Origin of the sequence: Streptomyces atratus, assembly GCF_900119365.1 — a bacterium.
GTDB classification, from domain to species: Bacteria; Actinomycetota; Actinomycetes; order Streptomycetales; family Streptomycetaceae; genus Streptomyces; species Streptomyces atratus_B.
Window position 1 is genome coordinate 139,863 of record NZ_FPJO01000005.1, and the last position, 24,274, is coordinate 164,136.

Annotated in this window: 16 protein-coding genes and 2 pseudogenes; 13 read left to right on the top strand and 5 right to left on the bottom strand. The window is 69.7% G+C overall.

The window, feature by feature from the left end; all coding sequences use genetic code 11:
• The first annotated feature begins 216 nt into the window (after positions 1-216).
• Both BT364_RS11530 and BT364_RS11535 read left to right on the top strand, forming a co-directional pair.
• Positions 217-705, top strand: a complete 489-nt coding sequence (locus tag BT364_RS11530) for a GtrA family protein (protein ID WP_072485059.1) — start codon at positions 217-219, stop codon at positions 703-705.
• Positions 706-1,233: 528 nt separating this feature from the next.
• Positions 1,234-2,634 carry a UDP-N-acetyl glucosamine 2-epimerase gene (locus tag BT364_RS11535; RefSeq protein ID WP_256259705.1) on the top strand — a complete coding sequence of 467 codons (1,401 nt, stop codon included), beginning with the start codon at positions 1,234-1,236 and terminating at the stop codon, positions 2,632-2,634.
• Between the two features lie 13 nt (positions 2,635-2,647).
• Here the strand turns inward: BT364_RS11535 and BT364_RS11540 are convergent, their stop codons facing one another.
• Positions 2,648-4,777 (bottom strand): ATP-binding protein, encoded by a 2,130-nt coding sequence (locus tag BT364_RS11540; RefSeq protein WP_072485061.1) that lies wholly within the window; start codon positions 4,775-4,777, stop codon positions 2,648-2,650.
• 318 nt (positions 4,778-5,095) lie between these two features.
• Here BT364_RS11540 and BT364_RS11545 point away from each other — a divergent pair, with 318 nt between their 5' ends.
• A complete protein-coding gene (locus tag BT364_RS11545) occupies positions 5,096-6,898 on the top strand; it encodes an AAA family ATPase (RefSeq protein ID WP_256259706.1) in 1,803 nt (600 codons plus the stop codon).
• A gap of 3 nt (positions 6,899-6,901) precedes the next feature.
• Here the strand turns inward: BT364_RS11545 and BT364_RS11550 are convergent, their stop codons facing one another.
• A complete protein-coding gene (locus tag BT364_RS11550) occupies positions 6,902-7,717 on the bottom strand; it encodes a maleylpyruvate isomerase family mycothiol-dependent enzyme (RefSeq protein WP_072485247.1) in 816 nt (271 codons plus the stop codon).
• Positions 7,718-7,888: 171 nt separating this feature from the next.
• Between BT364_RS11550 and BT364_RS42755 the strand changes: the two are divergent.
• From BT364_RS42755 to BT364_RS11575, 5 genes and pseudogenes are all read left to right on the top strand, one after another.
• Positions 7,889-8,029, top strand: a pseudogene (locus tag BT364_RS42755) (sphingomyelin phosphodiesterase); the annotation flags it as partial.
• A gap of 86 nt (positions 8,030-8,115) precedes the next feature.
• On the top strand, positions 8,116-8,826 hold the full coding sequence (locus BT364_RS11560) for a response regulator transcription factor (protein ID WP_072485064.1): 711 nt from the start codon (positions 8,116-8,118) through the stop codon (positions 8,824-8,826).
• The gene (locus tag BT364_RS11565) at positions 8,816-10,870 is read left to right on the top strand and encodes a sensor histidine kinase (protein ID WP_079179410.1); all 2,055 of its coding nucleotides are present in this window, start codon (positions 8,816-8,818) and stop codon (positions 10,868-10,870) included. Before BT364_RS11560 ends, BT364_RS11565 begins: the two co-directional genes overlap by 11 nt.
• Positions 10,871-10,994: 124 nt before the next feature.
• Positions 10,995-11,336: a hypothetical protein gene (locus tag BT364_RS11570; RefSeq protein ID WP_072485065.1), complete on the top strand. Its 342-nt coding sequence runs from the start codon at positions 10,995-10,997 to the stop codon at positions 11,334-11,336.
• Between the two features lie 168 nt (positions 11,337-11,504).
• Positions 11,505-12,122 carry a class F sortase gene (locus BT364_RS11575; RefSeq protein WP_256259708.1) on the top strand — a complete coding sequence of 206 codons (618 nt, stop codon included), beginning with the start codon at positions 11,505-11,507 and terminating at the stop codon, positions 12,120-12,122.
• A 293-nt stretch (positions 12,123-12,415) separates the two neighbouring features.
• Here BT364_RS11575 and BT364_RS11580 read toward each other — a convergent pair whose 3' ends face one another.
• Positions 12,416-13,642, bottom strand: coding sequence for a DNA sulfur modification protein DndB (locus tag BT364_RS11580; RefSeq protein ID WP_072485067.1), 1,227 nt, complete (start codon positions 13,640-13,642; stop codon positions 12,416-12,418).
• 195 nt (positions 13,643-13,837) lie between these two features.
• Here BT364_RS11580 and BT364_RS11585 point away from each other — a divergent pair, with 195 nt between their 5' ends.
• The 4 genes from BT364_RS11585 (at position 13,838) to BT364_RS11600 (ending at position 22,705) form a co-directional block, all read left to right on the top strand.
• Positions 13,838-16,015, top strand: coding sequence for an N-6 DNA methylase (locus tag BT364_RS11585; RefSeq protein WP_177328091.1), 2,178 nt, complete (start codon positions 13,838-13,840; stop codon positions 16,013-16,015).
• A gap of 89 nt (positions 16,016-16,104) precedes the next feature.
• Positions 16,105-18,219 carry a type I restriction-modification system subunit M gene (locus BT364_RS11590; protein WP_072485069.1) on the top strand — a complete coding sequence of 705 codons (2,115 nt, stop codon included), beginning with the start codon at positions 16,105-16,107 and terminating at the stop codon, positions 18,217-18,219.
• A gap of 110 nt (positions 18,220-18,329) precedes the next feature.
• On the top strand, positions 18,330-19,529 hold the full coding sequence (locus tag BT364_RS11595; protein WP_177328092.1) for a restriction endonuclease subunit S: 1,200 nt from the start codon (positions 18,330-18,332) through the stop codon (positions 19,527-19,529).
• Positions 19,526-22,705, top strand: a complete 3,180-nt coding sequence (locus BT364_RS11600) for a type I restriction endonuclease subunit R (RefSeq protein ID WP_072485071.1) — start codon at positions 19,526-19,528, stop codon at positions 22,703-22,705. Before BT364_RS11595 ends, BT364_RS11600 begins: the two co-directional genes overlap by 4 nt.
• Before the next feature lie 75 nt (positions 22,706-22,780).
• On the opposite strand, the gene BT364_RS11605 is transcribed toward BT364_RS11600, so the two are convergent.
• Complete coding sequence (locus BT364_RS11605) at positions 22,781-23,038, bottom strand: DUF397 domain-containing protein (protein ID WP_072485072.1); 258 nt, start codon at positions 23,036-23,038, stop codon at positions 22,781-22,783.
• Complete coding sequence (locus BT364_RS11610; protein WP_177328101.1) at positions 23,035-23,898, bottom strand: helix-turn-helix domain-containing protein; 864 nt, start codon at positions 23,896-23,898, stop codon at positions 23,035-23,037. Before BT364_RS11610 ends, BT364_RS11605 begins: the two co-directional genes overlap by 4 nt.
• A 144-nt stretch (positions 23,899-24,042) precedes the next feature.
• On the opposite strand from BT364_RS11610, the pseudogene BT364_RS11615 reads away from it, so the two are divergent.
• A pseudogene (locus tag BT364_RS11615) lies at positions 24,043-24,264 on the top strand (ATP-binding protein); the annotation flags it as partial.
• Positions 24,265-24,274 lie beyond the last annotated feature (10 nt).

Below are 24,274 nucleotides of genomic sequence, written 5' to 3' on the forward strand. Positions count from 1 at the left end.
AAAACGATCAAGCTCTGGCCTTAACCTACCTGGGCGTGGCGAGACTTATGGCCGGATACGTCTCGGATCCTGTCTCTCGTGGTCGGCCCGGGGTTGTTTCCTGGTTGTCCCCCACTGGATTCGAGGTTTATCGGGTCGCCCGAACGTCGCCGACTCCGTAGGTTCTGGGGTGGATTCGACACACCGTTCGCCGCTCCAGCCTCCGGAGGCCAGCCCGTGACCGCCCCAACGCGTCGGCAGACGCGCGACCTCCGCCCTCTCGTCGCGGCCTTCGTACGATTCGTCGTATGCGGTGGCGGGGTCGGGCTGGCGTCGAGCGGGGCGGTCCTCCTGCTCAGCGAGCGGATCCCGATGACCCTCGCGAACGCACTGGTCACCGTCGTCTCCACGGCCGTCGCCACCGAGTTGCACCGGCGGATCTCCTTCCGGAGCGAGCGCAAGGGGTGGGGGGTCCACCTCCAGTCCGGGGTGACGGTCGCCGTGAGTTACGCGTTCACGACGGGGGCGCTGCTCTGCCTCTTCGCCGTACGGCCCGATCCCTCGCCCGTGCTCGCACAGTCCGTCTATCTGTCGGCGTCCGCGCTGGCGGGGGTCGGACGGTTCGTGTTGCTGCGGGTCGTCGTCTTCGGCGACCGGAGCCGGGGCGCTGCGCACGATCCGCGCGAGGAGGCGCTGAGCAAGGCCTCGGTGGCGATGGCCGTCTGACGCCCCCTCGGTGGCCGGTGCGGCCTCGTGCTGGTTGACTGTCGTGGCCGCTCGCGCGGGCGGCACGGGGGCCTCGGACGGGCCCGGGCTGATGAGGGGCGTGCGGATGGGGTTCGGGCGGGCCGGGTGGGTGCGGGTGCCGGTGGGGGACGACGCGGCGCGGTGGGCGACGCGGGGGAAGTGCCTGCGGGTGCTGGTCGTCGTGCACAACGTGACCGCCGCGACCCGGCTGCTCGACGTGCTGCCCCTTTTCGACGACGATCTGCGGGTCCAGCTGCTGATGACCTGCACGGGCTCATCGGCTTTCGCGGCCGGCACCGCCGAGTTGCTGGCCGACACCGGAGTTCCGGTGCTGCCGTGGGAACAGGCGGTCGAGACGGGAGTGGACCTGGTCGTCTCTGCCAGCTTCGGCGGCCAACTAGACGTATTTTCAGGACAGTTGGCCATCCTCTCGCACGGTGTTGGATACACTAAGAGGCTGGCAACACCGGACACCGGACACCGGACACCGGACAGGGGTCGGGGTCGGTGCCTGCGCCCGTGTTCGGGCTCGCGCCTCAGTGGCTGCTGTCGCCCCGGGGCACTCCCGTCGCGGACGTGCTCGTGCTCTCCCATCCCGAGCAGTACGAACGGCTGCGCGCCGCCTGTCCCGAAGCCGCGCCGACCGCCGTGCTCGCCGGGGACCCCTGCTACGACCGGATCCTTGCCGCACGGCCCTTTCGCGAACGCTTCCGCCGCGCGCTGGGGGTCCGGCCGGGGCAGCGGCTCGTCCTGCTCAACTCGACCTGGAACCCCGAGTCACTCTTCGGTGACGGCGGGGAGGTCCCGGACGGGGGCGACGTCGTCGCCGCCCTGCTGAACCGCGTGGCCGACGAGTTCCCCGTGGACGAATACCGGTTCGCGGCCGTACTGCACCCCAACATCTGGCACGGGCACGGCCCCGGTCAGATCCGTGCCTGGCTCGATCGCGCGCGGCGCGGCGGGCTGGCGCTGATCGATCCGCTGAACGGGTGGCGGCAGGCCCTGCTGGCAGCCGATGCCGTGATCGGGGACCACGGATCCGTCACCTTCTACGCGGCCGCCCTCGGCACCCCCGTGCTCCTGGGGGCCGTGCCGCTCCACGCCCTCGACCCCGACGCACCGATCTCCGCGTTCATGCGGGAGGCGCCGCGGCTCGCCCCCGACGCGCCCCTGTTGCCGCAGATCGAGGAACTCATCGGCCGCCACCGGCCGTTGCCCGGCCCGGCCGGGTTCACCACCTCCGTGCCGGGCGAGTCCGCGGCCCGGCTCCGCAAGCTCTTCTACTCGATGATGGGTGTGCCGGAGCCCGGCCGGCCCGCAACGCTGGAGCCGCTCCCGCTGCCCGGATACGAGCCCGGAACGGCCACCGTCCCGTTGCGGGTCCTGACACGGGTGCTCGGGCCTGGAGAGATCGCGGTCGGCCGGTGGGCCGGAGCGCGGCCGGAGACCGGATCGGCCCCCGACGGCGAACTGCACATCGCCGTCCACGAGGACACCCGCGATGTGGACCAGCTGGATCTGGCCGATGTCGTCCTTCGTGACGGCGCACCCGACGACCCGCGCTTCGGCTCCCCGTCGATCTGGACTGCCGAGGTGCTCCGCCGCCACCGGGACTGTTCCCTGGCCGCCTATGTGACCGGCCCGTCCACGTGCGTGGTCCGGGTGCGTGGCGCGGCGCCGCTCCGTATCGTGGCGATGCCCGTCACCGATACGGAGGGCGTGTCCGCCGCGGACCCCGCCGTGTACGCCTCCGCCTTGCACGCCTGGCTGGCCACGGGCGGTCACGCACCGGGCGCGGTCGGACAGCGGCTCGCGCAGGCGGTGGCCGACGGGCTGGCCGTGCGGACGGGTGACCGGCTCCACCGCGTACGGGTCGTTCCCCTGACGCCGGAGGAGGCAGCGGCCTGAGCGGGACATGGGTTCACCCCGTGCCGCAGGCCTCTCGCATCTGCCGCAGGTACAGCAGCTGGTACTCCGCGCTCTGCCCGTCGAGCGTCGTGATCGCACCATCGATCAGCGGCAGCGCCGCTCCGGTGTTCTCCTCGTCCAGCCAGCTCTCGGCCAGATCCGTGAGCGTCCGCGCCGTGTTGTACGTGTCGCCGCTCGCCCGGAAGTACCGCAGCGCGGTCTCCAGCTTCTCCCGGGCCTCCTCCCGTCGCCCGGGACCGCGCAGCGCCCGTCCTCGATGACGCTCCAGCAGGGCCCGGGCGCGCGGCAGATCGGCGGTGCCCTCGTCCCCTTCGCCCATGGTGTCCAGGATGCCGCCCGCTTCGTCGAAGCACTCGTACGCCTCCGGGTACCGCCACTGGCGCAGCCTCAGCAGCCCCAGGAGCTCGACGGCCGAGGCGTGGCCCCGCTTGTGGCCGGCCGACTCCTCGGCCCGCGCCGCCGCCCGTGCCGCCGTCTCCGCCTCCTCCCAGCGCTTCAGCTCGGTGAGGGTGTGGGCGAGCTGCGCGTGCAGTGCTCCGGCGTCGGGGCTCGCGGGGCGATGCGTGTCGGCGAGGCGCGTCCCGATCCGGAGCGCCGGCAGCAGCATCTCGTGGTGGCCCGCCTTGAGCTGGAGCGGCCACAGGGCACGGCACAGGCGTACGGCGGTGTCCGGGTCGCCGGACTCCTCGGCGCAGCGCACCGCCTCGACCAGATTGCCCGCCTCCGCGAGCAGCGCGTCGAGGGCGGCGCCCCGGTCCTCGTATCGCTGCCCGGCACGGTCCTCGGCGGGCGCCGGGACCCGCCAGCTCTCCGGGAGCGCCTGGTGGGCGGCCGATGCCGCGAGATCGGCATAGGCACTCAGGGTGCGGGCGAGCGCGGCCGAGCACGCCGCGATCCCGTCCTCCCGGACCGCTGCCGCCTCGGCGTGTGCGCGGACCCCGTGGCGGTAGTGGTATCGGCCGTTGCCGGTTCCGCCGGCGCCATGCTCCAGGAGCATCCGGTCGGCGAGGTCCTCCAGGAGTTCCGCAGTGGCGTGGGGGTCCTGGCCGGTGGTGCGGGCGGCAGCGGCGGCGTCGAAGGCGGGCCAGGCGCGCAGCGCCATCAGCCGGTACAGCCTGGCGGATTCCGGCGTCAGGAGCCGGTAGTTGTCCTCGGCGGCCCCGCGCACCGGGTCGCTGTCCGCCTCGGTGCGGCGTGGCGGAAGGGTGGGCGCGGAGAGCTGGTACGCCGCGGCGCGCAGGGCGTACGGCGACCCGCCGCAGCGCTGGAGCAGCGAGGGCAGTGTGGCACGGGCGGCGGCGACCGTGGACTTGTCGGTGACGGCGGTGAGCAGCCGCTCCGCGTCCTTGTCCGAGAGCGGTCCGACGGGCACCCGCAGGGCGTCGATACCGGGGAAGGGGGCCCGGGCGACCAGGATCGTGAACACCCCGGGTGCCGAGGTGAGGAACGGCCGCACCTGCCTGGCGGAGTACGCGTGGTCGAGCACGACCAGGAGCCTGCGGTCAGCCACACAATGGCGGTAGAACTCGCCGAGCTCGTCGGTCCCGGGCGGCATCTCCTCGTCCGGTACCCGTAGTTGACGCAGCAGCGCCCGCAGTACGGTTCCGATGTCGCGCCCGCCACCGCCGCCTCCGAGGTCGGCGTAGATCTGCCCGTCCGGGAAGAGACGGGTCGGCTGTGCTCCGAAGTGCACGGCGAGCGTGCTGGATCCCATTCCGTCCGGGCCGTGCACCAGCGCGAGCCGGGGCCGGCCGTCCGGGCGGCGGGACGCCTCTCGCTGGAGCTGCTTCATCGCCTCCTTGCGATCCGTGAAGAACCTTATGGAGGCGGGGAGGTTCGACCGCGCGGCCCGGGCCGGGGCGGGGGCGCGGCGGCCTACCCGCGCGGCGAACGCGGTCCAGGAGGAGGCGAGTTGCGGATCGGCGCGGAGCCGTTCATGGACCATGCGGGCCACATCGTCCCGCTCCTCCGGGGCCACCGGGGCGGGAACCTCACGGCCGGTGATTCTCCGCACGGCCGCGCCGGTGGACTCCCAGGCCCATTTGCCGGCCTCGTTGGCCATCCCCGAGCCGACCGCACCGAGTACCGCCGAAATCGCCGCCACCGAAGTGGGATCCAGCATGTCGCGCACTCCTCGTTCCCGGTGTTCCGCGCGGTGCGCCCTCCCCGGCACCGTCGCTGTCACCGTGCGGAGCCACGTTAGCGTCAGACGGGTCAATGTCCCCTGAACATCGCGATGGTGATCGCCCGGGCCCGATGCGGATCGGCCGTTCATCCGTCCGGAAACCGGCCTTTCGCCGGCTTCCGGCGGATTCGACCGCATCCGGAGTCTTCAGCGGCCGCCACGCCGTGTTGGATATCCTGGCAGTTGTTCCAGGTCATCACGGCGAGCCCCGTCGGCCGCCGGCGCGCGGGCCGGGGCCTGTCGAGGGGAGTAACTGTGCAGGGAGCAGCCGCAAGTCGGGGTTCGGCCAAGAAGGCCGAGCAGGCTTGGCAGCAGGCGATGGTCCTGCTGCAGCAGGGCGACGAAGCGGCCGCCGCCGAACGGTTCTCGCTCGCCGCGGCGCACGATCCGCTGGCCGCCGACGCCTGGCTGGGGCTGCACGCGACCGGGCAGCGTCAGAAGGAGGCGCTGGACGGCATGGTCCGCGCCTCCGGGTCGTTCGGCGCGTTGCGTTCGAAGTTCGGGATGCCGCTGCGCTCCCGGTTCCAGCTCGGTCACTACGTCACCTTCCGGCTGGAGAACGCCCGGGACCTCTGGGTGGCGGCCATGACCTCGCTGCTGGACGCCGGGAAGCTCGACGAGGCCTGGGCCGGGCTCTCCACCGCGCAACTCGACTGCGACGAGACCCGGTTCGTCTGCACGCGCTACGCCTTCCTCAAGGAGGACTGGGCTCTGGTCCTGCGTTTCGCCCCGGGGATCCGTGACGCGTTCCTGCACGACGAGGCGCAGTTGTACGTGGGCGCGGCGCTGTTCGCGCAGGGAGTCTGTCACGAGGCGCTGAACGTGCTGGCGGAGCTGCCGAGGAAGCTGGAGTCGGGGAGCCGTTTCGACGCGGAGGTCAAGTACTTCATGGGCCGCTCCCTGGAGTCGCTGGGCCGGCCGGAGGAGGCGCTGAAGCGGTATCAGTACGCGTTCCGGTGTGCGCCGGGCCTGCTCGATGTGGATGTACGGGCCCAGGCGCGTTCCTCGGCTCCGACGGCTTCGGCCGTGGCCGGGCAGTCTTCGACGCCCTCCCCCGCCCCTTCCGCCCCGTCCCCGGCGCCCCCGGAGGCCCGTACGGCCGCACCCGCTCCCGCGCCCACGGCCCAGGCGGCCGGTCCGGAGGTTCGGGAGGGCGACGGGGACGGGCTGTCGCGGGAGGAGAGGGCGCGCCTGCTCGCCCAGGCCCAGGAGGCGCTGGACGGCATGATCGGTCTGGAGCCGGTGAAGCGGCAGGTCCTCACGCTGATCGCGCAGCTGCGCATGGCGGCGCTCCGGGAGGAGCAGGGGCTGCCCAGCGGCGCCCGGCCCCGGCACTTCGTCTTCGCGGGTCCGCCCGGCACCGGGAAGACCACCGTCGCCCGCATCATCGGCAAGGTCTTCGCCGGTCTGGGGCTGCTGCGTTCCGGCCATGTCGTCGAGGCCCAGCGCGTCGACCTCGTCGGACAGCACCTCGGATCCACCGCCATCAAGACCAGCAAGGTCATCGACTCCGCCCTGAACGGCGTGCTGTTCATCGACGAGGCGTACGCCCTGTCCAACAGCGGGTACAGCGGTGGCGACGCGTTCGGCGACGAGGCACTGCAGGTCCTCCTGAAGCGGGCCGAGGACGACCGGGACCGGCTCGTCGTCGTGCTCGCCGGCTATCGCGAGGAGATGACCGGCCTGCTCGCCGCCAACCCGGGTCTGGTGTCCCGGTTCAACACCCGCGTCGACTTCCCCTCGTACTCCGCGCAGGAGCTGCTCCTGATCGCCCGGTCCGTCCTGTCCGGTCAGGGCGACGAACCCGACGAGGAGGCCGCGGCCGCACTCGGCACCCTCTTCGCCTCGGCCGTGGACGAAGGCATGGCCGACACCCTGGGCAATGCCCGCTTCGCCCGCGAACTCTGCCAGAAGGCCGCGGCGCAACGGGATCTGCGTCTGTACGCCGAGCACTCGGGCGGCACGACGCCCACCAGGGCGGAGATCGTCACCGTACTCACTCAGGACGTGATGGCGGCCCACCAGGAGCTCATGGAGTCCCACGGGCACCCGGCGTAGGGCTCAGGGTGCCTTGAACAGCCCGGGGAACCGGGGAGCGAGCCAGGGCTTGCGGCCCCGGGCGAACACCCGGCCCCGGGCGATGGCGCCATAGGGGTCGGTGCGGCCGAGCGCCATCAGGAAGAAGGTGACCGGCTCGATGAGGATGGTGCAGTCGGGGCGGTCCGGCGGTCGAGCGGTGACGGTCACGGCGCCGTCGGTGAACGTGACGCCGAACCGGGAGCCGCCCCACAGGCGGATCGTGTACCTGGCGGTGAGCCGGGCGGTGGCGGCGGCATCGGTGACCCTGGGCATGGCGGTGATCAGGAACGGCAGCGACAGTTCGACGCGTTCGCGGTCGACCATGTGACGGCGCCGCAGCGCACGGGCCAGGTCGTAGCCGTGGCCGAGCATGTGTGTCAGCAGGTACGAGGCCAGCACCGCCCGGCTCATCGGCCCCAACGGTGTGACCACGTCCCCGGCCCCCGCGACACTCCGCTCGACGGCTGTGAGGCAGGCATCCGCGTGCGCGACGATCATCCCGGCCAGCGGCTCGGCGGCCCGCTCGTCGAACTCGGCGAGCGCACGCTCATTGGCAGCGGCCAGGCTCTGCGGCGTGCCGTCCCCGTAGCGGCGTTCCTGCCCGGCCGCGAGCTCGGCCATCAGCTCGTTGGCCTGCGCCAGATGCGCCGCGGCCTCGCCCACCGTCCACTGCGAACCGGGCACCGGAACACTCGTGTCGGCAACGCCGCGCAGCACCGCGGCGATCTCCTCGGCGGTGGCCCGGACGGCATCGCCGAGCCCTGCGGGCAGCGCACCCCGCGCATCACGTCCGGTCACCGGTTCCACACTTCTCCCCACTCTTCCCAGCCCTGGCCGCGCCCGCGGGTGAACGGGCAGCCGACGGTACACAAGACCAGGCATCCGGCCCCACGACAAGAGCCGGTGCCCATTCGTTCAGCCGAGGCAAGTCCGACGGCATCCGATGTCCACCCATCAGTAACTGCCCCTGCTTCGCACGCGAAGCCGTCCGGGTGGACGAACGAGGTGGTAAAGGAGCAGAGCGCACCCTGGACCGTCTCCAGTTGGGGCACGAGCCACACGTACACGAACCTCTCCGACCGCTGGTCGCTGGTCGCGTCGGCGCGGTAGCGCGCCGGGCTCGTCCGGCGTCCAGCCTCTGAACGCCGGACGAGCCGTGCGGACCCTCTACGATCGATCGCGTGTGCGCAAACGTCATGGTCGCCGAAGACGACGAGAAGCAGGCCGAACTCGTACGCCGCTACCTCGAGCACGAGGGCCACGCGGTCACGGTCGTGGGCGACGGCCTCGCGGCGCTCGCCGAGGTCCGGCACCGGGAGCCCGATCTGCTGGTGCTCGATGTGATGATGCCGCGGGCCGACGGCCTGGACGTGGTACGCGTGCTGCGTGCCGAGCACCGGGAGCTGCCGGTGCTGATGCTGACGGCCCGCAGCACCGAGGACGATCTGCTGCTGGGGCTGGACCTCGGTGCGGACGACTACATGACGAAGCCGTACAGCCCGCGTGAGTTGATGGCGCGTGTACGGACACTGCTGCGGCGCAGCCGGCGGGGCGCGCAGGACACCGGACCCGCCGCGGATCAGGCGCTGCGGGTGGGTGCGCTGGTGGTCGACCCGGACCGGCACGAGGTGTCCGTCGAGGGCCGGTCCGTGGACTGCACCCCCGGTGAGTTCCGGATTCTGGTCGCCATGGCGACCGAGCCCGACCGGGTCTTCACCCGGCAGCGGCTCCTGGAGGAGCTGCACGGCTTCGACCGGTACATCAGCTTCCGTACGGTCGATGTGCACATCATGAACCTGCGCAAGAAGATCGAGCCGGCACCCCGTCGGCCGGCCCGGCTGATCACCGTCTTCGGTGTCGGCTACAAGCTGACGGACCCGGCGAGGAACGCTTCCGTTGCGTCGTGAGCAGCGGCGGACCCGGCTGCCGCTCCGCAAGAGTCTGTTCGGCCGTCTGCTGGCGGTATCGGCGCTGGTGGCGGCGTGTTCGGTGGCCGCCACGGCCTGGCTTGCCGTACAGACCACCTCCGGTGCCATCAAGCAGGAACAGGGTCAGAACCTCGCCGCCGACGCCCGGATCTACAACACCCTGCTCGGGTACGCGGCGGGCCACCCCACCTGGGACGGCGTCGAGAGCACCGTGCGCGACCTGGCCCGGCAGTCCGGCCGGCGGATCGCCCTCACCACCGAGCAGCGCCGACCACTCGCCGATTCCGCCACCCGGCCGTCCCCGCCCGCGCTGCCGCCCGAGGCATCGGCGATCGTGGATCCGCTGTCCGTGGACACGACGCTGTCCCAGACGGTGGGCCGGGCCGGCGTCACGGCCGACCGTGTCGACCCGCGCGCAGTCGGTCCGTTCCGGCTGCCCGCGTCCGAGCGTACGGAGTTGCAGCGTGTCGCCGACCGGAGTGTGGCGTGCCTGAATCGGTCCGGGGTCGCGGCGGATGTGGTCCGGGGCCCGAGTGGGCGCCCGCGCATCGAGGTCGTGGGCAACGATCCCGACCGGGTGCAGGGCACCAGGTGCGCATCCGACAATTTGGACGAACCGACAGCGACCGAGCGGAAGGCGCTGGGGGCGCTCAATCAGCTCGCCGATGCCTGCCTGAAACGTCAGGGCCGCACGGGCGTACAGCTCAATCTGGACCTGTCCTGGGGCGACGGTTCCGAGCCGATGCCCAGCGCCGGTGTCTCCCCCCCGTCGCCCGCTCCCGCGCCGAGCGTCCGCACCGGCGACGACGACCGGGCCACCGCCTCCTGCGTGGGCACGGCCCGCCGTGAGCAGCTCAGTTCCTATGTCGCCTCGCCCGCACTGCTGTTCATCGGCGACGAGGGCGGCACGACCGTGCCCGGCTTCGACCTCTCCCCGGCGAACACCGCGAAGATCGCGGGTGCCGCGGCGCTCGTCCTGGCGCTCACCGTCGGAGCCACCATGCTGGCTGGGGCCCGGCTCGTACGGCCGCTGCACGCCCTCACCGGTGCGGCACAACGGATGCGGGACGGTGAGGACTCCGCGCCGGTGCTGGTCACCGACGACAACGAGATCGGGCGGCTCGCCGCGGCCTTCAACGACATGTCGGCCCACCGCGCCCGCCTCGAAGGACAGCGCAAGGACATGGTCAGCGACGTAGCCCACGAACTGCGCACCCCGCTGAGCAACATCCGCGGCTGGCTGGAGGCAGCACAGGACGGTCTGGCGGAGACCGACCCGGCGTTCATCTCCTCGCTCCACACGGAGGCCGTTCAGCTGCAGCACATCATCGACGATCTCCAGGATCTGGCCGCGGCCGACGCGGGTGCGCTGCGGTTGCACCCCGAGCCGGTACGCATCGAGGACGTTCTGAGCCAGGTCGCCGCGGCCCACCAGGGAGGAGCGGAGACGGCTGGAGTCACGTTGGCCGTCCTCACGGCGACGGCCGGCGCTGCCGGTCCCGAGCTGACGGCCGATCCGGTCCGGCTGCGCCAGGCCATCGGCAACCTCGTCTCCAACGCGGTGCGTCACACCCCGGCGGGTGGGAATGTCTCCTTGCATGCGTATGGGTCCGAGTGTGCGGACCTGGTCGTGGTGGACGTCACGGATACGGGCAGCGGCATCTCGGCCGAGGATCTGCCCCATGTCTTCGACCGCTTCTGGCGCGCAGAGAAGTCCCGCAGCCGCCGCACCGGCGGCAGCGGGCTGGGCCTGGCGATCGTACGGAAACTCGTCGAGGCGCACGGCGGCTCGGTGAGTGCGGTGAGCGTCGAGGGGCAGGGTTCGGTGTTCACGCTCCGGCTGCCGGCAGATCCTGCACAGACGGGGTCGGATGAATGCGGAGAGGCTGGTGGGTCGGACGAGTTCCAAGGAGCCTCGACGGGCGTGTCGGGGAGCGCGGCAGGCGGCTGCGAACGCGGGAGCGGCGCGGGCGGACCCGAACGTGCCGTGGGCGGCCGTGGAAGCGGTGCGGGCCAGGCCTGATGCGATGACCACAGCGATCTGACAGTTTCTTCATAACTTCACGCCAGCCTGTCGGCATGCCTTGTGCCCGGTGCGAACCGGCTTCCGGGCACCACCGAGGCCGACCTGGAATGGAGCCATGCCCATGCCCCACCGTCTGTCCCTGCGTACCGCCGTCCTTGCCGCTGTCGCGGCCGGCGCGGTACTCGTCCCGTCCACCGCGGCCTTCGCCGACAGCACGCCCGCACCGAAGCCGTCCGTCGAGCGGTCCGCCGCAGCCGCCCCGGCCGGTGTCACCGGCCCGCCCGCGCGGGGCTCGGAGCCGTCGGTTGCGCCCCGTGGCGGTGTCGCCGCGGGCGAGCGACCGGCCGGGACCTCGAGCAGCAGCACCACCGCCCTTGCCGGGTCGGCCGCAGCCGCCCTTCTGGTCGCGGGAGCGGGAACGGTCGTGCTGCGCCGCCGCTCCGCCGCACAGCAGGGCCGCTGAACTGCCGGCACGTCAGTCCCTTCACGGCCACTGACTTGCAAGGCAACTGACCGCGCACGACAACGTACCGCGCACAGCAGTTGACCTTCCCTTGTGGCGCCGCCTCGTCCCGGGCGGCGCCACTGCCCGTCTCCGTCCCGTTCTGGAGCCCCCATGTCCCGTACACACATGTCGCTTTGGCATGTCACACTTCCGGTGCTCGCCTGTCTCGTCCTCACCGGCTGCTCCTCCGACGCCACGGACGGCTCGTCCGCCGCGACACCCGGCAGTAGCACCACCGCCACGGTCGATGCTCCGGAACAGACCGGTTCGACGGGGACCGGGAAATCCGAGGATTCCGCGGCAGCCGCCCCCGTCCGCATCAGCATCCCGTCGCTCGGGATCGACAGCGAGCTGATGCGTCTCGGCCTCAACCAGGACGGCACCGTCGAGGTCCCGCCAGCCGAGAAGGGCATGACCGCCGGCTGGTACACCGGCGGCGCCACTCCCGGCGAGCGCGGCGCCGCGGTCCTCATCGGGCACAACAACACCCGCTTCGGGAAGGCCGTCTTCCACGATCTGAAGAAGATCGGCAAGGGAGCGGACATCGCCGTCCGCAACGACCGCGGCGCGGAACTCCACTTCCGGGTCACCGCCACCGAAACCGTCAGCAAGAAGGCCTTCCCGACCGAGAAGGTCTACGGCGCCACCAACACGCGCACCCTGCGCCTCATCACCTGCGACGGCGCCTTCGACGACCGGGGCCACCCGGTGGACAACCTCATCGTGTACGCGAACCGGAGCTGACGGCGACCGCGACCGCCTCCCCCGGCGCGTCGTCGACGGTGTGCCGCTGCCGTGGCCCGGCCCGCCGGGCGGCCCGGCCACCAGAAGGCGGGGCCGACGTCGAGGGCTTTCGCGGCGGGAAGGCGGGCGGGACCGGGACGGCATGCTGAGGCGCGTGGTACGGGCCAGGGTCCTGGTGGTGCGGAGTGCTCATGATGTGCTCCAAGTCGCTTCTGTGCGGGGCGGGTTCGGGATGTGAGGTCCGCCGCTCCGGAGCGGCGGACCCGAGAGGGTGGGCGTACGCGATCCGGCGTCTACTGGCCGCGGATCCGGCGCCCGGCTTCGGTACCGGGGTAGAGGATCGCGTCGGCGACCCGGCCGCCGGAGTCCTTCACACCGCCGCTGAAGTTGAGGCGTCCGGAGGCGCCCGACTTCGCTGCCACACCGTCCCAGTAGCGGGCCTCGCGCTCCCACCGGATGTCGGAAAGCAGCCGGTTCAGTTCGTCGGTGCCCAGGGCGTTCACCGGGTCGGCCCAGGGCGCGGTGTGGTGCACGGCGATGCCGAGCCCGGCGAGCACGGCCGGCGCGGTGAGGGCACTGCGTGAGACGAAGTGCTCGCTGCGGTCGGCGATCAGACGGGCCAGCAGCGGCACGACACTCTGCTCGACCTGCTCGGGGCTCGACCCCGCGGGCAGTTCGTCCTCTTGCACGGTCTCCGCCGAGCGGGACAGCCCGCCGCGCCCGTAGATCGCCGTGATCACGAGTGCCCGGAGCGCGGACAGGGTGATGACCTCGGCATCGGCCTTCCCCACTTGCCGCTTGCTGGCGTTGACGAGCTTGGTGAACGGCACGAGCTTGCCGTCGATATCGACCTTGACTGCGTCGGCGACGCGGTGTGCGAGGCGGGTGGCGAAGTCCCGCTGGTCCATGGACATGGCCAGGTTCTTCGCGACGGCGACGCCCTGCACATTGCGGTCGTAGAAGATCTGCCGGGCATCGGCCACGGTCAGGTCCACGTACAGCTCGAACGGCACGCGCACCTGAGCGAGTTCGGCATAGGTGAGCCCGTACCGCTCGGGATCGTCGTACAGCTCGTGCCACGCGGTCGTCTGCGTCTCGCCGTCGATGGCCACCACGGACGTGCCCGGCGTGATGGTCAGGGTCCGCAGCCCGGTGCCGGGCAGCAGTTCGTCACTGAGCGCGGCGAGCGGTCCAGCGTGCCAGAACGTGATCGGCGGGGTTGACCAGCCCGCTCCCAACTCGCCCTTCACACCGTCCGCGATGTACTCGGCGTACGAGCCGACGTTCTTCCCCTTCTGAGTGGACTTCAGCGCCCGCTGCACGAGCGATCGCAGTTCGGCGTGGCGGCGCACGGCGCCGGACGCGGCCTTGAGCGTCTTCGTGTCCTCCTCGCGGCGGGGCGAGGGCACGAGTTGGACGAGCGTCGGTACGGACATGGTCCCGATCACGGCGTCCGCACGGAACGGCATGACGGTGAGCTGGGTTCCCTCGACAACGGCGGTCGGCATGGTGAGACGCATGGCAGTTTCCCCAAAGAATCGGTGAGGCAGCGGACAGGCAGGCCGCAGGGATCGCTTGTCGTTCGGATGGCGGCCACCACCCGGAAGCAACCCCAGATAAGCATCACCGTGAAAGCGCTGTCAAACAGCTTGCCTGATTTGACGGCTGGTGTAGTTTGTTAACAGCTCCCCACCGAGAGGCTCAGGACTCGCGCCATGCCCCAGCCATCCGCACAGGTGACAGCCGCCGAGATCTCACGCATCGCGGGGGTCACACGTGCCACTGTCAGCAATTGGCGCCGACGTCACGACGACTTCCCCGCCCCTTCGGGAGGCACCGAGAGCAGCCCTCTGTACGACCTGCCGGCCGTGCGCGCCTGGCTGGACGCCCGGGGGCACACGGCAGCGGTCAGCCCGCTGGAGGAATTGCGTACCTCACTGCGCCTGCACCCGCAGGGCGGTGGCGCGGCAGCGAACCTCCTCCCTCTCGTCCTCACCACCGCCCGTCGCACGCCGGACGAGCTGACGGCCCTGACCGAGTTGCCGGACGCCGATCTCGCCGCCCGCGCGAACGGCGCCGTCTCGACGCTCGCCGAGACCGTCCCCGGTGCGGAGGCCTCCCGCTTCTCGGCCGGAGACGCCCCGGCGCTGCGGGCCCTGGTCCGCTGCGTACGTGACGAGGGCGGCGAAGGAGCACTGGGCGTACTGGCGGAACGGGAGCTGGAGGACAGTGCCACCAGCGGCACCTACCGGACCCCCGACCCGCTCGCAGATCTCGTGGCCCGACTGGTACCGGGTCCGCCGTCCCGGGTTCTCGACCCGGCCTGCGGCAGCGGAACACTGCTCACGGCGGCCGCCCGGCGGGGCGCGACGGAGCTGTACGGCCAGGACAGCGTGCCGGTCCAGGCCCGGCGCAGCGCGGTGGCCCTGATGCTGGCCGCCCCGGACGCGACGGTGACCGTCCATACCGGCGACAGCCTCCGCGCCGACGCCTTCGGCGGGCTCGCCATCGACGCCGTCCTGTGCAACCCGCCCTACGGCGACCGGGACTGGGGCCACGACGAGCTGGCCTACGACCCGCGCTGGGCGTACGGCGTACCGGCGCGCGCCGAGTCCGAGCTGGCCTGGGTCCAGCACGCACTCGCCCATCTCGTACCTGGCGGCCATGCCGTCCTGATCCTTCCGCCCGCCACGGCTTCCCGTGCATCGGGCCGCCGCGTACGGATGGAGCTGGTACGCAGCGGAGCCCTGCGCGCGGTCGTCGCCCTGCCGGCCGGAGCGGCGGCCCCTCTGCACGTGGGTCTGCAGATCTGGGTCCTGCAACGGCCGGAGCCTAGCGGCCCGGAGCGGAGATCCGTGCTCTTCGTCGATACGTCCGAGGAGCCCGGCACGGTGCGGGCCGGGGGCACGACGGAGGCCGGTTCTCGCGGGGGCACCCGGGGCGGCGGCCGGGCTTCCCTGGACTGGACGGCTCTGACGGACCGAGTACTCACCGCGTGGGCAGCCTTCACGGATGCCCCGGACGAGTTCACCGACGAACCCGGCATCGCGCGCGCCGTCCCGGTGGTCGACCTCATCGGCGACCTCATCGACCTCTCCCCCGCCCGGCATGTACGTGTCTCCCGCACCGACATCGAACCGGCGGAGCTCGCCCGGGAAACGGACGACAGCCGCCGACGCCTCGTCGCCGCCGCGGGCTCGCTGGGCAGGGCGGCGGGTCACGTCGGCTGGCAGGCGGCCGGACCGGTGGCACGGGAGTGGCGTACGGCGACGGCATCGGACCTGGCACGGGGCGGCGCGCTCACGCTGCTGCGTACGGCCCCCGACGCGAAGGAGCCCAAGGAACCACAGGGCGCACCCTCCGTGCCGACCGCCACCGCAGTCCTGACCGGCGAGGACATCGCGCGCGGCACGGACCCGACCGGCGACCCGTCCGGACTGCGCCCGGACTCCACCCCGGTGATCGCTGCGGGCGATGTGCTCGTCCGGTCGCTCGCGGGCGGCAGCGGACCGATGGTCCGGGTGGCGGCCGAGTCGGACGAGGGGGCGCTTCTCGGCCGGCAGGTCCACCTCTTCCGGCCCGATCCCGCGCGGCTCGACCCGTGGTTCCTCGCGGGCTTCCTGGGCGCGGAGGAGAACATCGCCGGCGCATCGACCGGGAGCACGATCCTGCACGTAAGTCCGGGCCGACTGCGCGTGCCGCTGCTACCGCTGGAGGAGCAGCGCCGGTACGGGGAAGCGTTCCGCCGCGTCCACGAGCTGGGGGCGGAGGCGCGACGCACGACGGAGCTGGCCGAGCAGACGGCCCGGCTGCTGGCGAGCGGGCTGACGGGCGGCGGGCTGATCCCGTCGTCGACCGGCACCGGGCCGTCCGTCCCGTCCGATTCGGCCTGAACGGCACCACTGCCTTCACGCATCCATCACACTTGTCCGAACCCGCTCCGGTTGGGGTGGGCGGGTCCGAAAGGAAACCGGGGAATCCCTTGAACAGCAGCAAGCACACGGAGCTGGCGAACCACGCCTGGTCCGTCGCCGACCTCCTGCGCGGCGATTACAAGCAGTCGGACTACGGAAAGGTCATCCTTCCGTTCACGGTGCTGCGCCGCCTGGAGTGCGTCCTGGAGCCGACGCGCGACAAGGTCGTGGAGGAGGCCGCCCGGTGCGAGGAGCAGGACCTCGACCCTGACTACTTCCTTCCGCGGGCGTCGGGCCACTCCTTCTACAACACGAGCGGCCTGACCCTGAAGAAGATCGCCGGCGACCCGGACAACGCCGCCGCCAACCTTCAGGTGTACATCGCGGGCTTCTCGCCCAACGCCCGTGAGGTCCTGGAGAAGTACGAGTTCGCCCAGCAGATCCGCAAGCTCGACGGCGCGAACCTTCTCTACCAGGTCATCGGCAGGTTCACGGACCTGGACCTGCGCCCCGAGGTCGTGTCCAACCACAACATGGGCTACATCTTCGAGGAGCTGATCCGCCGCTTCTCCGAGCAGTCCAACGAGACCGCGGGTGAGCACTTCACCCCGCGCGAAGTCATCAAGCTGATGGTCAACCTGCTGATCGCCCCGGACGGCGACGCGCTCAGTATCCCCGGCGTCGTCCGCACGGTCCTGGATCCGGCCTGCGGCACGGGCGGCATGCTCAGCGCGGCCGAGGAACACATCAGGGCGTACAACAAGGACGCCACGGTGGAGGTGTACGGCCAGGAGCTCAACCCGGAGTCCTGGGCGATCTGCCGGTCCGACCTGATGATCAAGGGCCAGGACCCGGAGAACATCGCCTCCGGCAACTCCTTCTCCGACGACGGCCACGCGCGGGAGAAGTTCGACTACTTGCTGGCCAACCCGCCATTCGGCGTGGCGTGGAAAAAGGTCCAGGAGGAGGTCGAGTACGAGCACAGGAACCTCGGCGACTCCGGACGCTTCGGCGCGGGCCTGCCCCGTATCAGCGACGGCTCGCTGCTCTTCCTCCAGCACATGGTCTCGAAGATGAAGCCGGTGGACGTGAAGGGCGGGGGCGGTTCGCGCATCGCCGTCGTCTTCAACGGCTCCCCGCTCTTCTCGGGCGCGGCTGGCTCGGGTGAGTCGGAGATCCGCCGCTGGATCCTGGAGAACGACTGGCTGGAGGCGATCGTCGCCCTGCCGGACCAGCTCTTCTACAACACAGGGATCTCGACTTACTTCTGGATTCTGACGAACCGTAAGGACGCCGAACACAAGCGCAAGGTCGTCCTGTTGGACGCCCGCGACCAGTGGGTGAAGATGCGCAAGTCGCTCGGCGACAAGCGCAAGGAGCTGGGCGATGGCACGGGCGGCAAGCCGAACCACATCGGCGACATCACCCGCCTGTACGGGGACGCAGTGGCAGCCGCGGCGGACCCGGAACACCCGATGCACGCCAAGGTGAAGGTCTTCGACAACACGGCCTTCGGCTACCAGCGGATCACGGTCGAACGGCCGCTGAAGCTGTGCTTCGAGCTGACGGACGACACGCTGGCGGCGCTGCTGGCATCGAAGCCGGTGCAGAAGTGGGCGGAGGAGCGCTTCCTGCCGCACGAACCGGAATTGGCCGCGAAGGTGAAGGCCCGCCGGAAGCTGACGGACGAGGAAGAGGCGCAGTTCCGGAAGCTGGCGGAGGCCGAGGCACAGGTACTCGGGGACGCGCTGGCCCCGCTGCTGGGTACAGAGTGGGCCACCAAATCCGAGGCGCAGGTCGCGGTACGGAACGCCATGGCGGAAGCCGGCGTCCAGGGCCCGACGGGCGCACCGTTCACGAAGGCACTGCGGGACACGGTGGGCGTACGGGCCCCGGAGGGCGAGGTGCAGACCCTCAAGGGCGAGACGGAACCGGACAGCGAGCTACGGGACTCCGAGAATGTGCCGCTCGGCAAGGACGTGGAGGAGTACCTGAAGCGAGAGGTGCACCCGCACGTGCCGGACGCATGGATCGACCACACGAAGACGAAGGTGGGGTACGAGATCCCGTTCACGCGGCACTTCTACGTGTACGAGCCGCCGCGGCCGTTGGCGGAGATCGACGCGGAGCTGAAGGCGCTTGAGGCCGAGATCCAGACGCTGCTGGGCGAGGTGACGGAATGAGTTCCGTGTTGGGCGTCCCCCTCCCTGACTCGTGGTCTGTGGCTCCACTGAAGCATGTGTCTTCCGTGCTAAATCGTGGGTCTGCCCCGAATTACGTGGACGAGGGGCCAGTGCGGGCCATCAGCCAAGCCGCGAACCAAACAGGAGGCCTCGACTGGTCACGTACCCGCTTCCATGACTTCAGTGGCGATCCAAAAAAGCTCAAGGGCTACCTTCTCCCAAACGATGTGCTCATCAACTCCACAGGCACAGGAACTTTGGGACGCATCGGATACTTCAGCAAGTCGCCAGACGGGCTCCCATGCATGGCAGACAGCCATGTCACAATTTCCCGAGCCAAGTCGGACGAGCTGGATGCGCGATTCTCCTACTATTGGCTAGGTTCGCGCCCCTTCCAGGAGTACGTCTACGCAGCACTCGTAGTTGGAGCAACGAACCAGATCGAGCTCAACCGGGACCGGCTTGGTGATGCGCCCATCCCACTGCCCCCACTGGAGGAGCAGCGCCGCATCGCCGACTTCCTCGACGCAGAGACCGCACACATGTCGAAGCTCACCGCTGCACTTCAGCGCTTCGAGCAGGAAGTGCGAGAGCGCGAGCGCGCCGTTCTGGCGAGGCTACTCAACGCGGGTGCCCAACATCCACAGAGCGATCTGCCCTCAGGATGGCGATGGACCCCGCTCATGCATCTCACGAACCAACTCCGGCAAATCATGTATGGGATCGTTTTGCCTGGACCGAATGTGGCTGACGGCGTGCCCATCGTGAAGGGCGGGGACGTCGCCGCGAATCGCCTTTCGCTCGAAACCCTAAACCGGACGACTCATCAGATTGAGTCCGGGTATGAAAGATCGCGACTTGCAGGCGGAGACCTGGTCATCGCCATTCGCGGGAGTGTTGGTGAAGTTGCAGTAGTTCCGACCGAGCTCACCGGCGCCAACCTCACCCAAGATGCAGCCCGAATCTCCGTCGGGCCTTCCACTGACGCCAAATGGCTGCGACTTGCCCTCGAATCCCCTCTAGTCATTCACCAAATCCAACAACGTGTGACAGGTGCCACGATTAAGGGCATCAACATTTGGGACCTCAAGCGGGTTCTGGTACCCACTCCCAGCTCACCCTGTCAGCGAGACTTGGCCGAGGAGGCTGGCCGCACGATGGCAACGCACGAGACCTTGAGGTCCCGCGTGGCGCAGCATCGCAAATTGGTAGCCGAACGCCGCCAAGCCCTCATCACCGCCGCCGTAACCGGCCAGTTCGACGTCTCCACCGCCAGCGGCCGCAACGTAACGGACGGAGTATCGGCATGAGCCCCATCCACCACGAGTCCGCCTTCGGGGACGCCATCGTCGCCTCGATGACCGAGCGCGGCTGGCGCGAGGCTCAGCCCGAGGACTATCAGGCCGACCTCGGGCTGGACACCAACGAGCTGTTCACCTTCCTTGGCAAGACGCAGATCAATGAGTGGAACGAACTGCTCGCCGTCTACGGCAACAACGTCAACGACGCCCAGCGCGGCTTCGCCCAGCGCCTCGACAAGGCCATCAGCGAAGACGGCCTCCTCCACGTCCTCCGTAACGGCGTCAAGGACCGGGGAGTCCGCCTCCGGGTGGCCTATTTCAAGCCGAATCTCGTCGCCGACGACTCCGTCCTCGACGGCTACCAGGCCAACCGCCTTACCGTCGTACGCGAACTCGTCTACGCCACCAAGCAGGCCGACTGGGGCAACAAGCTCGACCTGACTCTCTTCCTCAACGGAATCCCTGTCGCCACGGCCGAGTTGAAGAACCCGCTCACCCGGCAGGGCGTCGAGCAGGCCAAGGAGCAGTACCGCACCGACCGCGACCCCACCGAGCTGATCTTCACCCGCCGCGTCATCGTGAACTTCGCCGTGGACCCGGACCTCGTCTTCGTGGCGACGCAGCTCCGGGGCAAGAACACCCGCTTCCTCCCCTTCAACACCGGCTCCAACGGTGCCGGCCTGCCGGGCGGCGCCGGAAACTCCGCCCCGACCGCGTACGGCACGTACGCCACCTCCTACCTGTGGGAACAGGTCTGGGCTCGGGACAACTGGCTCGACCTGCTCCAGCGCTACGTGCACCAGCAGAAGACCAAGACACCCGGCGGCGGCACTACCAAGTCGACGATCTTCCCGCGCTTTCACCAGTGGGACGTGGTGAAGAAGCTGACCGCGCACGCGGCGACCTACGGCGTCGGCCAGAACTATCTCGTCATGGCCTCCGCCGGTTCCGGCAAGTCGAACACCATCGGCTGGCTGGCTCACCGACTGAGCGACCTCCACGCCGACTCCGACCCCCGCACGCTCGACCCGGAGACATTGTCGGCCGGCCGGATCAAGCCGGGTGCGCCGGTCTTCGACAAGGTCATCGTCATCACGGACCGCCGAAACCTCGATGCCCAACTCCGGGAAACGGTCGGCAGTTTCTCGCAGACCGATGGCCTGGTCGTGAAGGTGGACGAGAAGCACGGCTCGAAGAGCGAGCAGCTCGCTCGCGCGCTCTCCCGCGACACGGGCAAGATCGTGACCGTCACCCTTCACTCGTTCCCCGCGCTCATCGACTACATCGAGCGCAACCCGACCGAGATCAAGGGCACGAATTTCGCCATCGTCATCGACGAGGCGCACTCCTCCCAGTCCGGCGACGCCTCCACCGCCGTCAAGGCTGCCCTACGTGACCTCGGTCTGGACGCCGACTCGGAGGACCAGGGCGCAAGCGCTGTCACCGTCTACGAGAAGCTGAGGCAGAAGGCCGCGGAGCGTTCCCGGGCCGCGAATCTCTCCTACTTCGCGTTCACCGCCACTCCGAAGGCGAAGACCCTCGAACTCTTCGGCACGGAAGACACCCTGGACGGCAAGGCGGCCTATCGCCCCTTCCACACGTACTCCATGCGTCAGGCCATCGAGGAAGGCTTCATCCTCGACCCGCTGCGGAACTACGTCACGTACAACACGTACTGGAAGCTGGTGAACCAGAATCCGGACGAGCGCGAGGTGGACCCCTCGAAGGCCAACAGCCTGCTCGCCCGGTACGCCCTCACCCACGAACACACCGTCTCCCAGCACGCACAGGTGATCGTCGAGCACTTCCTGACGCACTCCCGCGGCCGGCTCGGCGGGCGCGCCAAGTCCATGGTGGTGACGGCCTCGCGGCAGTCCGCCGTACAGATGGCGCGGGCGATCAAGAGCTATATCAAGGACCGGGAGTACGACGCCAAGTACCCGGACCTGGGGGTTCTGGTGGCGTTCTCCGGCTCGCTCACGATCGACGGCGAGGAGACGACCGAGCCGAAGGAGAACGGCGGGGTCGCCGAGAGCGCGTTGCCGAAGGCGTTCGCGTACACCCGTGCCGACGACAAGGCGGTCGGCGCGGGCGGCCGGGGCCAGCAGGAGTTCAAGATCCTGGTGGTCGCGGAGAAGTACCAGACCGGCTTCGACCAGCCGCTGTTGACGACCATGTACGTCAACAAGACACTGACCGGTATCTCCGCCGTGCAGACCCTCTCCCGGCTCAACCGCACCGCCGACCGCAAGGCCCAGTCGGACCTGGCGGTCCTGGACTTCGTGAACGACGCCGAGGACATCCAGGAGGCGTTCCGCCCGTATTTCGAGGAGGCCAACACCCTCCCGTCCGACCCGAACCTCCTCTACACCGCGCAGAGTCGGGTGATGTCGGCGCCGATCATCTCCGAGTCGGGAATGGACGAGTTCGCTGCGGCGTACTTCGCGGCGAAAGAGAAGGCGGCCGGTTCGCAGGCGAAGTGGGAGAAGCTCCACGCGGAGCTGTACCGGCTCCTCTCCCCCGCCGTCGCCCGCTTCACGCCACTCCTGGAGAGCGAGGAGGAGGACGACGTGGAGACGGCGGAGGCCTTCCGCGCGGACCTCAACGACTATGTGCGTAAGTACGGTTTCCTCGCCCAGATCGTCCCGTACCGCGACGCTGAACTGGAACGCCTCCACCTCTACGGCCGTTACCTCCTCAACCGGCTCCCCCGCCGTGCCGACGGTGGCGTCGACATAGGCGAGATCAACCTCAGTCACCTGCGCGTCGAGAGGACGGGTGAGCACGACGTCTCACTCACCCCCGAGGGCTCGACCGAGCTCCCGGGTTTCGGTGACGGATCAGGCGGCGCGGCGGAGGCGGAGAAGTCGCTGCTGTCGGAGCTGATCAAGGCGTTCAACGCCAAGTTCGGCACGGACTTTACCGAGGAGGACGTCCGCAAGCCGTTCAACAAGACCACGGAAGACCCCAAGGTCCGGGCGGCAGCCGTCGTCAACGACGAGGACAACTTCGGCAAGGTCTGGGACCGGGCCTTCGCCGACAACATGGCCGACCACATCGAGTCCACCGCCGGCATGGGCCGCCAGTACTTCGGCCCCGACAAGAGCTTCCGCTCCAACCTGGACCGCAGCGCGCGCCGGGCGGCATGGCGGATGATCCGCCGCGAAGAGGGCGTGGACGAGTAGTCCCACAAGTCACGGGGAGGGTCCCGCCGCTACGCCTCTGCGGCGCGCGGCGGGACCCTCCTTGCGTTGTGTGCCTCAGCCGGCGACGAGGCGGATGAATCCGGCCCACGAGCACGGACCGACGGTCAACATGGGGCCGCTGAGCTGCTTCGAGTCGCGAATGTGCACGTGCGTGGCTGCGGCGGCAAACTCCACGCACTCACCGCCATTGCCGGTGCTGCAGCTGCTCTTGCGCCAGGCGACCTCTACGCACTCGCCGCCATCGCCAGTGCTGTAACTGCTCTTGAACCACTCCAACTCGGGCGCAGTCGATTCAGAGTGTTGAATGGTCATTTCTCTCCCAGTAGTTTCTGAACAAACTCCGAAGACTCACGCGGAGTGAGTGCCTGCGATCGGATGATGCCATAGCGGGCTTCGAGCTGGCGGACCTTCGCTTGGCCCGTGTACAGGCGGCTGTCACCTTGCGCTTCGGCGTAGGCAATGCGCTGTCCCTGCACCGTGTCAATGAGGGTGAACGGCCCGCCCAGCGCCCCGTGGTCCTCCCTGTCGGTCGGCATCACCTGAATCTCAACGTTACGCTTCCGGCCGATGAGCAGTAGCTGTTCCAACTGACCAAGCAGAACTGCCCGACCACCCACGGGGCGCCGGAGCGCCTCCTCCTCGACAACGAAGCTCAGCAACGGAGTCGGGTGCCGGTCGTAGATCTCTTGCCGCGCCAACCGACCCGACAGCCCACGCTCGATCGCGTCATCATCAAGCAGCGGCCTCCGCATCTGGAAGACAGCACGTGCGTACTCGGCTGTCTGCAACAGACCAGGGATCGCGTAAACGCCGTACACCGAGAGCGCCACGGCCTTCTTCTCCAACTGCGCCGCGTCCCGGAAGAACGGCGGATACTGAGCCCGCTCAACCTCCTTCTTCAACGCGATCAACAAGCCCCCGGCGTCCAGCACCGCGTCCGCCTTGTCGATGAACTCGGGCTGCGGGATCCGCCGCCCCTGCTCGAACGACGCGATGGACTGTGCCGCGTAACCCACCCGCTTGCCGAACTCAGTCCGGTCCAGCCCCGCCCGCAGACGTAACAGCTTCAACTGCTGCCCGAACGCGATCAACACCCCGGACCCTGGCTCGTCCTCCGGCCGATTCCCGGGCTCCGCGCCCGAGCCCGGCCCCGAGCCCGAGCATGCCCCCATGTCCGTGTCCTCGTCGCCCCGCGTCACCGTCATCGCCACCGCCTGTCCCACGCACGTACATGCCGAACGCTCCCGCGTACAAGCAGTACGCGACGGCGCGTCACCCCTGGTCACGCTACGCCACTGAACGGAACCGTGGCCCCCATGACCAGCAACTCGCCACTCCCCGTGCGCCCCCTTCGCACCAACCAACCCCGGTTCCCCTGGCACCACTTCTCGATGCGCTTCAGCTCCACACCGCGTGGTGCCCGTCTCGCCCGGCGCCTGGCCGGTGAGCGGCTCGACGCGTGAGGCGTCCCGTACGGCAGCTACACCCACGACACGCTGACACTGATCGTCGCCGAGGTCAGCGCGAACGCCGTCCGCGAGCCGCAGT

Excerpts from the sequence above, each read along its gene's own strand:
- BT364_RS11540 (WP_072485061.1), bottom strand. The coding sequence starts at position 4,777 with ATGCTGGATCCCACTTCGGTGGCGGCGATTTCGGCGGTACTCGGTGCG.
- BT364_RS11560 (WP_072485064.1), top strand. The coding sequence starts at position 8,116 with ATGGTCGCCGAAGACGACGAGAAGCAGGCCGAACTCGTACGCCGCTAC.
- BT364_RS11570 (WP_072485065.1), top strand. The coding sequence starts at position 10,995 with ATGCCCCACCGTCTGTCCCTGCGTACCGCCGTCCTTGCCGCTGTCGCG.
- BT364_RS11575 (WP_256259708.1), top strand. The coding sequence starts at position 11,505 with ATGTCGCTTTGGCATGTCACACTTCCGGTGCTCGCCTGTCTCGTCCTC.
- BT364_RS11580 (WP_072485067.1), bottom strand. The coding sequence starts at position 13,642 with ATGCGTCTCACCATGCCGACCGCCGTTGTCGAGGGAACCCAGCTCACC.
- BT364_RS11585 (WP_177328091.1), top strand. The coding sequence starts at position 13,838 with ATGCCCCAGCCATCCGCACAGGTGACAGCCGCCGAGATCTCACGCATC.
- BT364_RS11600 (WP_072485071.1), top strand. The coding sequence starts at position 19,526 with ATGAGCCCCATCCACCACGAGTCCGCCTTCGGGGACGCCATCGTCGCC.
- BT364_RS11605 (WP_072485072.1), bottom strand. The coding sequence starts at position 23,038 with ATGACCATTCAACACTCTGAATCGACTGCGCCCGAGTTGGAGTGGTTC.
- BT364_RS11610 (WP_177328101.1), bottom strand. The coding sequence starts at position 23,898 with ATGGGGGCATGCTCGGGCTCGGGGCCGGGCTCGGGCGCGGAGCCCGGG.